At 39.2% G+C, this 14817-nt stretch carries 12 protein-coding genes; 1 reads left to right on the forward strand and 11 read right to left on the reverse strand.

From position 1 onward, the window contains the following. Window position 1: 1 nt before the first annotated feature. The 11 genes from rlmN to RUH74_RS02820 form a co-directional block, all read right to left on the reverse strand. On the reverse strand, window positions 2-1087 hold the full coding sequence (gene rlmN / locus RUH74_RS02770; RefSeq protein ID WP_313798721.1) for a dual-specificity RNA methyltransferase RlmN: 1086 nt from the start codon (window positions 1085-1087) through the stop codon (window positions 2-4). Window positions 1088-1089: 2 nt separating this feature from the next. After that, on the reverse strand, window positions 1090-2448 hold the full coding sequence (rsmB, locus tag RUH74_RS02775; RefSeq protein ID WP_313798722.1) for a 16S rRNA (cytosine(967)-C(5))-methyltransferase RsmB: 1359 nt from the start codon (window positions 2446-2448) through the stop codon (window positions 1090-1092). Continuing rightward, window positions 2445-3395, reverse strand: a complete 951-nt coding sequence (gene fmt, locus RUH74_RS02780; RefSeq protein WP_313798723.1) for a methionyl-tRNA formyltransferase — start codon at window positions 3393-3395, stop codon at window positions 2445-2447. Before fmt ends, rsmB begins: the two co-directional genes overlap by 4 nt. Beyond that, window positions 3392-3877 (reverse strand): peptide deformylase, encoded by a 486-nt coding sequence (gene def / locus RUH74_RS02785; protein WP_313798724.1) that lies wholly within the window; start codon window positions 3875-3877, stop codon window positions 3392-3394. Before def ends, fmt begins: the two co-directional genes overlap by 4 nt. Window positions 3878-3952: 75 nt before the next feature. Continuing rightward, the gene (priA, locus tag RUH74_RS02790; protein ID WP_313798725.1) at window positions 3953-6361 is read right to left on the reverse strand and encodes a primosomal protein N'; all 2409 of its coding nucleotides are present in this window, start codon (window positions 6359-6361) and stop codon (window positions 3953-3955) included. Then, the gene (gene coaBC, locus RUH74_RS02795; RefSeq protein ID WP_313798726.1) at window positions 6358-7566 is read right to left on the reverse strand and encodes a bifunctional phosphopantothenoylcysteine decarboxylase/phosphopantothenate--cysteine ligase CoaBC; all 1209 of its coding nucleotides are present in this window, start codon (window positions 7564-7566) and stop codon (window positions 6358-6360) included. The genes priA and coaBC overlap by 4 nt, the downstream gene beginning before the upstream one ends. A 126-nt stretch (window positions 7567-7692) precedes the next feature. Next, window positions 7693-7914 (reverse strand): DNA-directed RNA polymerase subunit omega, encoded by a 222-nt coding sequence (rpoZ, locus tag RUH74_RS02800; RefSeq protein ID WP_313798727.1) that lies wholly within the window; start codon window positions 7912-7914, stop codon window positions 7693-7695. After that, window positions 7915-8529 carry a guanylate kinase gene (gene gmk / locus RUH74_RS02805; protein ID WP_313798728.1) on the reverse strand — a complete coding sequence of 205 codons (615 nt, stop codon included), beginning with the start codon at window positions 8527-8529 and terminating at the stop codon, window positions 7915-7917. Window positions 8530-8538: 9 nt separating this feature from the next. Then, complete coding sequence (gene remA, locus RUH74_RS02810; protein WP_003350261.1) at window positions 8539-8802, reverse strand: extracellular matrix/biofilm regulator RemA; 264 nt, start codon at window positions 8800-8802, stop codon at window positions 8539-8541. A gap of 60 nt (window positions 8803-8862) precedes the next feature. Further along, window positions 8863-9735: a YicC/YloC family endoribonuclease gene (locus RUH74_RS02815; protein ID WP_313798729.1), complete on the reverse strand. Its 873-nt coding sequence runs from the start codon at window positions 9733-9735 to the stop codon at window positions 8863-8865. A gap of 194 nt (window positions 9736-9929) precedes the next feature. Then, entirely contained in the window at window positions 9930-12608 is a 2679-nt protein-coding gene (locus RUH74_RS02820; RefSeq protein WP_313798730.1) for a cation-translocating P-type ATPase, read from the reverse strand. 397 nt (window positions 12609-13005) lie between these two features. Here RUH74_RS02820 and RUH74_RS02825 point away from each other — a divergent pair, with 397 nt between their 5' ends. After that, window positions 13006-14718: an Rqc2 family fibronectin-binding protein gene (locus RUH74_RS02825; RefSeq protein ID WP_313798731.1), complete on the forward strand. Its 1713-nt coding sequence runs from the start codon at window positions 13006-13008 to the stop codon at window positions 14716-14718. The last annotated feature ends 99 nt before the right edge of the window (window positions 14719-14817 follow it).

A 14817-nucleotide genomic window follows, 5' to 3' on the forward strand; every position in this document is an offset into this window, starting at 1 on the left:
GTCACCTCGTCTCCTCTTTTCGCTCCTTTGCACGAAGTTGTCCACATGCTGCATCAATATCATGACCCTGTTCTCTGCGAACAGTTACATTCACGCCATGATTTTTCAACGTTTTCTCAAATTTAACAATTTGCTCTTTTGGTGTTCTTACATAATCTCTTTCAGGAACATAGTTGACAGGGATTAAATTCACATGACATTTCAGCCCTTTGATCAGTCTAGCTAATTCTTCTGCATGTTCAACCTGATCATTCACACCGCCAAATAATCCATATTCAAAGCTGACGCGTCTGCCTGTCTTATTTATATAATAGCGTATGGCATCCATTAAGTCAGGCAATTTATACGCACGATTAATAGGCATTAGACGACTGCGGAGCTCTGAATTAGGTGCATGCAACGAAATGGCGAAATTAATCTGCATATTTTCATCGGCAAATTTATAGATTTTCGGGATAATGCCACTGGTAGAAACAGTGATATGACGTGCGCCAATGTTCAAGCCCTTATCATGATTAATAATTTTTAAAAACGAAAGCATATGATCAAAATTGTCAAATGGTTCACCAATTCCCATGATAACAACCGAACTTACACGCTCATTGGTCTCATCAAGTGCCTGCTGTACTTTTACTACCTGTGCAACAATTTCTCCTGCTTCTAAATTCCGTTTTAATCCACCTAATGTAGATGCACAAAACGTACAGCCAATTCTGCATCCTACCTGTGTTGTTACACAGACGGAATTCCCGTAATCATGCCTCATTAATACTGTTTCAATTGAATAGCCATCATGCAGTTCAAATAAAAATTTGATTGTACCGTCTGAGGATTGCTGCTGGATAATCGTTTTTAAAGTTGTTAAGGTAAACGCTGATTCCATTCTTTCCCTTAACTGTTTTGATAAATTAGTCATCTCTTCAAATGAAGTAACTCTTTTTGTATAAAGCCAATCAAAAATTTGCTCCGCACGAAATGCCTTTTCATTATTCTCTTTGAGCCAGTCTTTTAGCTCCTGCAGTTGTAAAGAATAAATGGAGGGTTTTTGATCTATTGTTGATTGTTTCTTAGCTGTTACTTGTTCCATTCCTACACCTTCTTTCTTAAACAGGCTATATAAAAGCCGTCCGAACCAATGTCCTGTGGCAAAATTTGAAGTTCAATCCCTTTAATTAATGGCCGAATCGCTTCAGGCATCCGATCCTTTAATGTAAGATCTCCTTCAAATTCCACATTTTCCTTTAAAAATGACTCTACTACATGCTGATTCTCTTCTCTATCAACTGTACATGTACTATAAACTAAAATACCACCTTTTTTCAATAAAGGGGAAACTGCCTTTAATAAAGTTAGCTGTATCGATGAGAGCTGCATTAAATCTTCTTCTTTTTTCGTATATTTCATATCCGGCTTCCTTCTCATTACACCTAGACCAGAGCACGGTGCATCAAGTAAAATTCGATCAAAGGATTGCTTTTCAAAATGGTCTTGAACCTTTCTGCTGTCAAGTACGTTTGTTTCAATATTAGAAAGGTCTAATCTATTAGCAGTTTCCTTAATGAGCTTTACTTTATGTTCATGAAGATCTAATGAAATAACTTGTCCGGTATTATTCAGCTTCTCTGCAATATGAGTGGATTTTCCACCAGGTGCAGCACAAGCATCCAGGATTCTTTCATTTTCCTTTTCCCCAGCACCCAATGCATAGGCTGCAAGCATCGAGCTTTCATCCTGAATCGTCAACAACCCTTCTTTAAAAGCAGTCGAGTTTGCAAGATTACCTCTATAGCACTTAATTGCCTCTGGAATGGCAGGACTTGCTTCTACTTGGTATCCTTCCTCATTAAGCTTTGTGATGCAATCCTCTCTCGTAATCTTAGTTAGATTCACTCTTGCAGTCTGCAATGGGGCCGTTAAATTGTTCTCACACATCTGTTTTGCTTGTTCCATACCAAGCTGGTCGACCCATCTTTTTACAAGCCATAGCGGGTGACTTGTTTCAATAGATAGCCTTTCAATAGGATCCGCTATTGATTCAATCGATGGCAGACCTTGTCTCTGAATATTTCTTAGGACGCCATTGACCATTCCGGATATTCCTTTATGCCCTTTTTGCTTAGCAATCTCCACCGCCTCAAAAATGGCTGCCCGATCAGGGATTTTATCTAAAAAAACCATTTGATACAAGGTAAGGCGCAATAATTGCTTAACCCAGCTTTCCACTTTTTTATTTCCTTTTAAAAATGGTTGCAAATAGAAGTCAAGACTCATTTTCCGCTGCAGTGTTCCATAAGTTAATTCGGTAAGCAAGCCAATGTCTTTTTGGTTTATCTCATTTTTCTTAATCGCATTATTTAGAAGGAGATTGCTGTATGCCTGATTTTTTTCAATGGATTCTAGCAGATCAAGAGCAGTTTCTCGTACATTTTTCTTACGCTCTTTCTTCATCGTTCGTCCCCTAGGCGGTCGCCAACCTGAATTTGCGAACCAGCCCCTCTTAAAAATTGCTCAGCTGACATTTTTTTCTTGCCTGATGGCTGGAGCTGAAGAATTTTAATAGCCGTATCATTTCCGGTAGACACGATTACGGACTGTTCATCTACACCAATTATTGTCCCTGGTGCCTTATTAATAAGATTTTTCGTTTTCTCTGCCCACCAAATCTTAATAACTGCACCATTTAAAGTTGTATAAGCAACTGGCCAAGGATTCATCCCACGAATGTGATTATATATTTCTTCCCCTGTTTTTGACCAAGCAATCTTTTCTTGTTCTCTTTTAATATTTGATGCGAAAGTGGCTTCCGCATCATTTTGAGGGATAGGAGTCAAATCCCCTTTAATTAATTTCGGCAATGTTTCAGATAATAGCTGTGATCCTGCAGCACTCAATTTATCATGTAAAGAACCAACCGTATCCGTATCAGCAATCGGCACCTCCACCTGGGTTAAGATATCCCCTGCATCGAGTTTTTCCACCATATACATAATTGTAATTCCCGTCTTTTCTTTTCCTTGAATAATCGAATAATGGATAGGTGCACCTCCTCTAAGCTCAGGAAGCAAAGAAGCATGAACATTAATACAGCCGAATTTCGGTGCTTCTAGCAGCTCCTTTGGCAGAATTTGCCCAAAAGCTGCCGTAATAACTAAGTCAGGCTCCAATGCCATTATTTTTTCAAGCTCTTCAGGCTGACGAATCTTTTCCGGCTGAAAAACTGGAATCCCGTGTTTTTCTGCTTCCACCTTTACTGGCGGCGGTGTCAACACCTTTTTTCTTCCTACCGGACGATCAGGCTGTGTCACAACCCCAATTACTTCATAGCCATCATTTAAAATTTGCTGCAGGACAGGAACTGAAAAATCTGGCGTTCCCATAAATACAATCTTTGTCATTCGACTTCCAACCCTTCCAACTCTTCTTCTTCTAAATATCTTGTAACCTTCGAAGTGAATAATACACCGTGCAGATGATCGATTTCATGCAAAATCGCTCGTGCTAAAAAGTCCTCAGCCTCAATCGTATAAGCCTTTCCTTTTCGATCCTGTGCTTTTATTTTCACATAAAAGGGCCTGCTGACTTCTCCAAATAAATTAGGAAAACTTAAACACCCTTCCGGTCCGGTTTGTTCTCCGCTCACTTCAAGAATTTCTGGATTTATCATTTCGATTGTCCCATTTTCATCATCAATATCAACGATTGCTGCTTGCATATCTAGACCGATTTGGGGAGCTGCTAGTCCAACCCCGTCAAATTCAATCATCGTATCATACATATCATTTAAGATTTTTGTTAATTTTTTATCAAATTGTGTAACAGGCTTACACTGAATCTCAAGAATTTCTGCGGGGTATTCAACGATTTTTCTAACTGCCAATTTCCTTCCTCCTGTATAAACTCTATCCAACTATTTTCAACAATTTTCTGCGTATTCATAACCATACGTTCCTTTTTACATAAGAATATATGGATTCACATCTACGGAAATTTGCAAACCTCCTAATGAGATTTCCTGCTGATATTGATCGAGTATTTTCTTTAATGCTAGATTTAGCTCTGGTTCCCGTTTGTATTTTATCAAACATTGATATCGATATCTATTATTGATTCTAGGAATCGGAGAAGCGACAGGGCCTAAACATATCGCTTCATCGGAAAGTCTGGATCGAATATACGCGGTTATCTTTTCTGTTATCGACACTGTTTTCATTAATTCTTCATGGCTGACTGTGATGAGAGAAATATAATAAAAAGGAGGGTACTTATGGATTTTCCGCATCATCATTTCTTTTTCATAAAAGCGGTCAAAGTCCTGTTCTCCTGCAAGTTCCACACTATAATGCTCAGGCGTATAGGTTTGAATAACAACTTCTCCTTCTTTCTCATGCCTCCCCGCTCGACCGCTTACTTGTGTTAATAGTTGAAAGGTTTTCTCAGATGAACGGAAGTCGGGTAAATGAAGCATCGTATCCGCTGATAAAACACCGACTAATGTAATATTTGGAAAATCAAGACCCTTTGCAATCATTTGCGTGCCTAAAAGAATATCTGCATGCCCTTCTTGAAATTGGTCAAGCAGCTTTTCATGTGAGCCTTTCCGGCTTGTTGTATCTATATCCATTCGTATCACTTTCGCGTGTGGCAAAATTTTGACTAGCTCTTCTTCTACTTTTTGTGTGCCAGTGCCAAAGTACCGAATATGCTCACTGTTACATTCTGGACAAGTATTAGCTACATTTGCCTCATATCCGCAATAATGACATTTCATTCGCTGATTGGCGCGGTGATACGTCAGGGAGATATCACAGTTTGGACAATTGACAACATACCCGCAGTCTCTACACAAAACGAATGATGAATGGCCTCTTTTATTAAGGAAAAGAACAATTTGTTCATTTTTATCTAATCTGTCCTCGATTTTTTCTAAAAGAAGACGAGAAAACATCGAGCGATTGCCCTCTCGTAATTCTTCCCTCATATCAATGATATCTACTCGAGGCATCATTTGATTATTCATCCGATTTGGCATAGTAAGCAGGGTATATACACCCTTTTGTGACCTTGCAAAAGATTCAAGTGAGGGGGTAGCACTTCCTAGCACAACAGGACACTGATGGGTATTCCCGCGTTTAATTGCGACATTTCGCGCATGATACTTTGGATTATCCTCTTGCTTGTAGCTTGTCTCATGTTCCTCATCAATGATAATAATCCCTAAATTTTCGAATGGAGCAAATATGGCCGATCTTGCTCCGACAACAACTTTTACTTCCTTCTTCTGGATCTTTCGCCACTCATCATATTTCTCCCCAGCGGAAAGCCCGCTATGTAGAACGGCCACTTCATTTCCAAATCTTCCTTTAAAGCGTTTAACCATTTGCGGGGTTAATGATATTTCTGGAACAAGAACAATGGCCTCTTTCCCTTCCTGCAGCACTTTTTGAATCGATTGAAGGTATACTTCCGTCTTTCCACTCCCTGTCACCCCATATAATAAAAAGGTTTGATGTTTATGCTCACTTATGGATGCAAGAATTGGAGTCATCGCTATTTGCTGATCAGCTGTAAGAGGTAGTGGTTCTGTGTGCGAAAAAACTCTTTCTTCAAATGGATCACGATACACTTCCATCTCTTTTTCCACAAGAATTCCCTTTTGAACCAATCCCTTAATTGTTGAAGCAGAAATACCAAGTGTTGATAATAGCTTGCGCAACTCTACTGGCGCATCTGCATGAAGAAAAAAATCAATGACTTCCTTCTGTTTTGCAGCTTGGATAGGCAAGTGTTCCTTCTCTTCTTCTAATTGCTGTTTTGTTAGCCTAGACTGGATATGTTTTAACTTTTTCTTTCTCACACGCTCTTTTACTTCATATATAATTTCAACAGTTCCGTTTGCAACTTCCTTTTGTAAAAGGTTCAAACAGCCAAGTTTTACTGCTTCCTCCCAAGGAATCATATCATTAGGTCCAAACACAGCTCTGATCTCAGCTGGCAGGTTATTCACATCTGCAGACATTTTTAGTTTTTTTTCATATTTTGCTTTTAATGCAGCAGGGAGCATCACTTGAAAAGCAGAAATTTTATAGCAAAGTGTTTCATAGGTCAGCCATTCTCCAAGTGCTAATAGCTCTTGATTTAATATCGGCGTTATATCCATTGGTTCTATTAGTTCTTTTAATTTGCCAAATTCTGATTCTGGCTTTACTGCAATAACAAAACCTTGAATTTTTCGAGGACCAAAGGGAACGATGACTCTCATTCCCGGCTTGACCACTTGAACTAAATGATCTGGAATTACATAATCAAACGGCCTGTCCGTTTGTTTAGCAGGCACATCTACAATCACACTGGCAATCGTCATTTCATTTCATTCCCTATTAATTGCGCAGCTTCATTTAGGATCGCTATGGCAACTTCGTTTTTCGATTGAAGAGGTAACTCTGTTGCACTCCCATCCCGTTTGAAGAGCGTTACAATGTTTGTATCCGTACCGAATCCAGCACCTGCAGTCTTTACATTATTGGCTACGATCATATCAGCATTTTTCTTCAAAAGCTTTTTCTGTGCGTATTCAGCGACATTGTCCGTTTCTGCAGCAAAGCCAATGAGAATCTGTTCTTTCTTGTTTCTTCCTAGCTCAAAAAGAATATCCGTTGTTCTTTCAAGCTCCATACACTCGTCCCCATCTTTTTTCTTTACCTTATAATCATAGCTCGTTTTAGGACGATAATCTGCGACAGCAGCGGTTTTGATGACAATATCTGCATGATTAAATTCCTTTATAACAGCCTGGTACATTTCTTCGGCACTCTCCACTTGAATAAGCTCTACTCCTGCAGGTGCAGCGATGTTGACAGGTCCAGAAATGAGGACAACCTTTGCACCTGTTCGTACCGCCTCTTCTGCTATAGCATAGCCCATTTTTCCAGAGGAATGATTGGTAATATATCTGACGGGATCTATTTTTTCGCGGGTAGGTCCGGCTGTAATGACAATTTTTCTGCCTGAAAGCTTGGAAGCACTTTGATGGAAAAAACGCTCGATATTGTCAACAATTTTCTCCGGTTCTTCGAGACGGCCCTTCCCTACATAACCACAAGCAAGATAGCCTTCTCCAGGCTCAATAAATCGATGCCCAAAGCGATATAAAGTCTCAATGTTTTTCTGAACAGCTGGATGACTATACATATGGACATTCATTGCAGGGGCGATCCAGACTGGTTTTGTTGCCGCAAGCAATGTAGTTGTAATCATATTATCAGCAATGCCATTTGCCAGTTTTCCAATCACATTTGCCGTTGCTGGTGCTACTAATATGAGGTCAGCCCAATCTGCAAGATCAATATGGGCAATGACCTTAGCGTCCTTTTCATCAAATGTATCTGTATAAACATCATTTCTTGATAATGCTTGGAATGTAAGCGGGGCAACAAATTCACAGGCAGATTCACTTAAGATTACCTTCACATCTGCACCTGCCTGGGTAAGCTTGCTTGTTAGAGCGGCTGCCTTATATACAGCAATCCCACCTGTTACACATAATAGTATTTTTTTTCCGTGCAGCATTTTAAAACCCCCATCTATTTCTATCATTTTCTCTCCTTTATTATGCAAGAAGAATGGCTTTTTTTCACGTTTTAAGTCGAGCGAAATAAAAATAACAACCTGAAGAGAGGTTGTTATTTTTGTCAGTTATTCGTAAGATTCGTCCTTAATTTTAGCTGATAGACGATAATGAAGCTGATCCGCATTAATTTCCTCAAGTGCCTTACCAACGTTTTTATGGGAAACATATTTGTCTAACTGTGGCTTGGCATTTTCTTGCATTTTTCTAGCACGCTTTGCAGCTACAGATACAAGTGAATATTTAGAATCAATTTTTGTCATTAATGAATCAATAGATGGATAAAGCATTTAATCTACCTCCAGCATTTTAATATATCTTGGTTCTACTCGTTCCCGGCGGCAGTGTTCAGCTACAACAATCGCCTTTATTCTATCACATGCGCGCTCAATCTGATCATTTTCTACAACATAGTCATATAAATTCATCATTTCTATTTCTTCTTTCGCAACCGTCATCCGGTTGTTAATTACATCTTCCGTTTCCGTACCCCTAGTTACAATTCGATTTTTTAGCTCTGACAAACTAGGCGGTACTAAAAAAATAAATAATCCATCAGGGAATTTTTCACGTACCTGGCGTGCCCCTTGAACCTCGATTTCTAGAAAAACATCTTTCCCTTGATCCAGCGTCTCCCTCACATAGTCAACAGGCGTTCCGTAATAGTTCCCGACAAACTCTGCATACTCAAGCAGTTTATCCTGCTCAATTAACGTTTCAAATTCCTCGCGTGTTTTGAAAAAATAATCTACTCCATCTACTTCTCCTTCTCTAGGAGACCTTGTAGTCATTGAAATTGAATATTCAAAAGCTGTATCAGGCTGTGAAAAGATCTCCTTCCTTACCGTTCCCTTACCAACGCCAGAAGGGCCAGATAAAACAATTAATAATCCTTTTTCCTGCATTCATCCATCCTACCCTTCATCGATTATTTCATCACGGTCATTTAAGCGATGAGCCACAGTTTCAGGCTGAACAGCTGAAAGGATAACATGATCACTATCCATTACAATAACTGCTCTTGTTCTTCTGCCGTATGTCGCATCAATTAATGACCCACGGTCACGGGCATCTTGTATAATTCTTTTGATTGGTGCTGATTCCGGGCTGACTATTGAGATTATGCGGTTAGCTGACACAATATTGCCAAAACCGATATTAATTAATTTAATCGACATATTCGTCCTCCAAGCATCAGTTATATATTTTGACCCCGCAAAACCATTTCTAAACAAACCTTATTCAATATTCTGCACTTGTTCTTTCATTTTTTCGAGACAGCTTTTCAGCTCAACAACCTCAGAGGCAATTGCCGCATCATTTGCCTTTGAACCGATTGTATTTACTTCCCTGTTCATTTCTTGAATTAAGAAATCTAATTTTCTGCCAACGCGGTCATTTACTAGAAGAGTCGCATCAAACTGATTCATATGGCTTAACAGCCTTGTCAGCTCTTCACTAATATCTGCCTTATCTGCGAATAGAGCTACTTCTGTTAAAATTCTTGCTTCATCCAGCTGACCTTCTAAAAACAAGCTCATTCGTTTGGTTAGACGCTCTTGATATTGCCCTACAACATTTGGTGCAAGCTCTTTTAAATGATTAATTCGTTTAGCCATTTCATGAAGATGAAGCTTTAAATCCTTTTCTAGCTCAGCACCTTCCATGATCCGCATTTGCAATAAGTGACGACTTGCCTCTTCAATTGCAGCCAGCACAATTTTTTCAATTTCCTCATTTCCAGTATCCTTTTCTTCAATTGAAATGATTTCATCTCTTATAAAGTCATGAATTGCAGGTCCCTGAACAATGGAAAATCGATCCATAATTTTCGTAATGTATTGGTGATACTCATCTAATAAAGCCCAATCAACCTGTACTTGACGAGTGGCTAGCCGATCGCCTTCTACTGTTACATATACTTCAATTCTGCCACGATGAATAAACTCACCAAGCTTTTTCTTTATTTTATCTTCCATATGAAGAAGCTGTCTCGGCACCTTGATCTGGTACTCGGAAAATCGGTGATTAACCGACTTTATTTCTACAAGTGCAGAAAATTGATTTGAACTTTTTTTGCTTCTGCCAAAACCAGTCATACTAACGACCATATGTAACACATCCTGTCTGAAAGGAATGTCATTTTTATGTAATTACTACAAGCAATTAGTTCGTATTTTATCATAAATGTAGGAAATTGTATGCAAAATAAATAGCATTAGCAAACATTTTATATAAGATCATCCAGTTACACAGAAAAAAGTAGTAGAGAAAATCTCTACTACCTTTTTAATTATAACATAATTTATTTTCTTTTTGTCAGTAAAAATGACCCTGCTAGTAAAAATGTTGGGACTGCAGCAAGTCCAGTAATCATTAGCCAATCTTTCATTTCTATTGGAACCGTATGGAAAATAGGCTGTAACGGTGAGTAATAAATAACGACGAAAAGCAATAGTAAGGAAGAAATAACCGCCCATACTAAATATTTGTTCCCTAATGGATTCCTCGCGAATACTGATTTTTCACTTCGGCAATCAAATACATGGATCAATTGTGCGAGTACTAGTGTCGCAAAGGCAACAGTTTGGGCATAGGCTAAATTATCTGGGTTGGAATGATAGGCGAATATAAACGCAAGTAATGTCGCTACTCCAATTAAGAACCCTCTTGACACAACCTTCCATCCAAGTCCTCTCGCAAAAACGCCCTCTCTTGGGTTTCTCGGCTTTCTTTTCATCACATTATCTTCAGGTTGATCAAGACCTAATGCCATCGCCGGAAGTCCGTCAGTCACGAGGTTCACCCATAGAATTTGAATGGGCACTAATGGAAGTGGAAGTCCTAATATCATCGCAAATAACATAACAAGAATTTCCCCTACATTAGAAGCAAGCAAGTATCGAATGAACTTACGAATATTTTCATAAATATTTCTGCCTTCTTTGATTGCCGCTTTAATTGTTGCAAAATTATCATCTAACAGAACGAGTGCAGATGCTTCCTTAGCCACATCTGTTCCTGTAATGCCCATGGCTACACCGATATCTGCAGCTTTTATCGCAGGTGCATCATTGACACCATCGCCTGTCATCGCCACAATATGCCCTTTATTTTGCAAGGCCTTTACAATTTTCAATTTATGCTCAGGTGAGACTCGAGCAAATACAGCTACATCATCGACAACCTCTTCAAGCTCATCCACATTCATTTCAGACAGAGCTTTCCCATCAAGAACCTTCGATTTATTCGTTAATATGCCAAGTTGTTTTGCAATTGCCTTCGCTGTAATCACATGATCTCCAGTAATCATAACCGTTTTAATTCCCGCTTCTTTACACTCTTTTACTGCATCCTTTACTTCGGGTCTAGGCGGGTCAATCATTCCTTGAAGACCAATAAAGGTTAATCCCTTTTCCGCTTCCTTTTCATCGAGGATGATGGTGTTTGGGGATAATTCTTTTACACCGATCGCAATCGTTCTTAATGCCTGTGAAGCTAAATCTTCTATTGCCTTTTGGATATGTCCGGCAGCTTCTCGATTCAACAATTTACGTTTTCCATCCCAAAGAATAGATTCACAAACAGCTCCTAATACATCTGGTGCTCCCTTTGTAACAACATATTGCTTGCCATGCTGATCTTTAACTATGATACTCATCATTTTTCTTTCAGAATCGAAAGGAAATTCCTTCATAATATGGAACTGACTAAGCAATGTATCACGATTATATCCAGCTTTCATTGCTGCAACAAGCAAAGCCCCTTCCGTTGGATCCCCATCAATCACATATTCATTCTCTTTTCTATTTATTTCCGCATGGTTACAGAGCATCCCAAACATAAGCATTTGCTGAAGCGCCTTTTCTTCCTTCGGTTCCACCTGATTGTCATTTCGATAAAATTTCCCTTGAGGCTCATAACCGACTCCATCAACAAGCCATTGTTTTCCTCCGCTCCATAAATGGGTAACCGTCATCTTATTTTGAGTCATCGTTCCTGTTTTATCAGAACAAATAACAGAAGCACAGCCTAGCGTTTCTACTGCAGGAAGCTTTCGAACTATTGCTTTTTTCTTGATCATTCGCTGGACACCCAGTGAAAGGGCTACTGTTACAATCGCCGGCAATCCTTCAGGGATAGCTGCAACAGCTAACGAAACTCCTGCTAAGAACATCGTATAAAGATCATGCCCTTGAATGACTCCAGCTACTACGACAAGCATTGTAAGAATTAATGCAACAGTAATGAGAATTTTCCCGAGCTGTTCCAGCCTTCTCTGTAAAGGAGTCGTCATTGTTTCTGCATTTTGCAATAAATCGGCAATTTGTCCCATTGCCGTTTTCATCCCTGTTGCCACAACGATCCCTAACCCGCTGCCGCGTGTAACCAGTGTGCTCATAAAAGCCATATTTTCCATATCGCCTATTCCGATATTTGACTTTTTGATCGCGCTTGTAATTTTTGATACCGGCAATGATTCCCCTGTTAAAGCGGATTCCTCTACCTCTAAACTATTCGATTCAATGATTCTTACATCCGCCCCTACTCGATCACCACTCGAAAATTTGAGAAGATCCCCAACAACTACATCTTTTGAAGGAATCTTTATCCACTCTCCATCTCTTAAAACACTAACTTGTGGAGCAGAGAGTTCTTTTAATGCTTGCAGTGACCTTTCTGCCTTTCTTTCTTGAAAAAATCCAAGCAATCCATTAATAATAACGATGGCAATGATTGCAATCGCATCAATGTATTCACCAAGCAGTCCAGAAATAAGTGTTGCAGCAAGTAAAACAAGGACCATGAAATCCTTAAATTGACTAAAAAACAAGAGTAAGGCTGATTGCTTTTCCCCTTCTTCTAATTCATTCTTTCCGTATTGACTTCTGCGTTTTTTTACATCATCGTCAGTTAAGCCTGTTGACACATCTGTATTAAGTGCCTGCTCCACTTCTGTTTCATTCATTTCATGGAACTTCATTCGGACATCACTTCCTCCTCCAGCCATACTTATCATCTAAAGAAAGCTTATTCAGCCTTGTCCAAAAAAATGCTATGATATTATTAAAAGCGCCATCGGCTTGGTCAGACCCGACACGCTTAAGATCAAAAGTGGTTTGTGTTTGAAATGTTTGGCTACTAAAGATGGGGAAAAAAGCGATGATGGAGAATCATTAAGGATTATTGATTCCCTAAAAGTGGGAAGAAAGAATTGATGGAACCAATAGGGGACATGCACCCTAAAAAAGGGAAAAATGGCAATTAGGGATGCAATATAATAACGATAATTGGATCCATATGAGCCCATTGGCTACTCCTCAGCAGAAAGTCCTACAATTTAGAGCCAAGGCAAACTTAAATAGAAAAGGATGTTACATATGTCATTCGACGGTTTATTTACGAGGGCTATAACGGAAGAGCTTACCCATGAGTTAAAAGGGGGAAGAATTAATAAAATCCATCAGCCATATAAAAATGAAATCATTTTGGTAGTAAGAGCAAACGGAAAAAATCATAAGCTGCTGCTCTCTGCTCATCCAAGCTATGCAAGAGTCCAGCTAACAAACGAAGCACATGATAACCCTTCAGAGCCGCCGATGTTTTGCATGCTGTTAAGAAAGCATCTCGAAGGATTTTTTCTAGAGGAAATACGTCAGGTTGGCTTAGACCGAATTATTATTTTCGAAGTTAAAGGAAGAAATGAGATTGGTGATACCTCTTACAAACAGTTAATTGTAGAAATAATGGGCAGACATAGCAATATTACCTTAGTCGATAAAACAAGAAATATAATTTTGGACAGCATTAAACATGTGTCATTTGCCGTAAATAGCCATCGGGCTATTTTGCCTGGCCAGGAATATGTTTTGCCTCCGCAACAGGATAAGATGAATCCTTTTGAGGCAAGCGAGGAAGATGTATTACGGCAAATTGATTTTAATAGCGGGAAACTTGACAAACAGCTTGTTAGTGCCTTTGCTGGAATATCACCATTGCTGGCAAAAGAAGTGCTATTCCACGCTGGATTGGCTAACAGGACAACTGTTCCCAAAACATTCTTACGCTATATCCAATTGCTGACAAATCACCAAATTTCCCCTGCTATCACGAGCGGTGAGCTGAAGGAAAGTTTCTACCTTTTTCCTTTAGAGCATTTACAAGGGGAATCTAAAGAATTCAATTCACTAAGTGATATGCTTGATCGTTTTTATTTTGGCAAGGCAGAGCGGGATCGTGTCAAGCAGCATGCAAATGACTTAGAGCGCTTTATTCACAATGAAAAAGATAAAAATGAAAAAAAACTAAAAAAACTGGAAGCAACATTAAAAGAAGCAGAGAATGCTGATCAGCACCAGCTTTACGGTGAACTGATCACCGCAAACATATATGCGATTAAAAAGGGAATGAAGGCGGTAGAGGTCAATAATTATTATGACGAAAACGGAGCAATGGTAATCATTCCGCTTGATCCGCAAAAAACACCATCTGAAAATGCACAGAAATATTTCACTAAATACCAAAAAGCAAAGAATGCAATTTCAATTGTAAAAGAACAAATCGAAATGACTAAGAAAGAGTTTGCTTATTTCGAAGCCTTGCTCCAGCAGGTAGAATCCGCATCACCAAAGGATATTGAAGGAATACGTGAAGAATTAATCGAAGGCGGCTATATTAGAGACAGACAAAAAAGGAAAAATAAAAAGTATCAAAATGCAAAACCAATCCTTGACCGCTACATCTCTACTGATGGAACGGAAATCTATGTCGGAAAAAACAATAAACAAAATGACTACTTAACAAATAAATTAGCAGCAAGAGACGAAATTTGGCTGCATACAAAAGATATTCCTGGGTCGCATGTAGTAATTCGCAGCAAGGAGCCTGCCGAAACAACAATATTAGAGGCGGCTAATTTAGCGGCATATTACAGCAAAGCACGTAACTCAAGTTCAGTACCAGTAGATTTTACTCAAGTTCGGCATGTAAAAAAACCTAGCGGTGCCAAACCTGGATTTGTGATCTACGAGAACCAGCAGACTGTTTATGTGACCCCAGATGAGGAAATAGTTCTTTCATTAAGACAAGGGTAAAATAATGTGGGACGAGGGGACAGGAACCTCGTCCCATCTAAAATAATAGGCAGCCTTCTTTGATGGACGATATGGAATCACCTTTGATTACTATCAAAT

The organism is Cytobacillus sp. (assembly GCF_032154635.1).
Lineage (GTDB): Bacteria > Bacillota > Bacilli > Bacillales > Cytobacillaceae > Cytobacillus.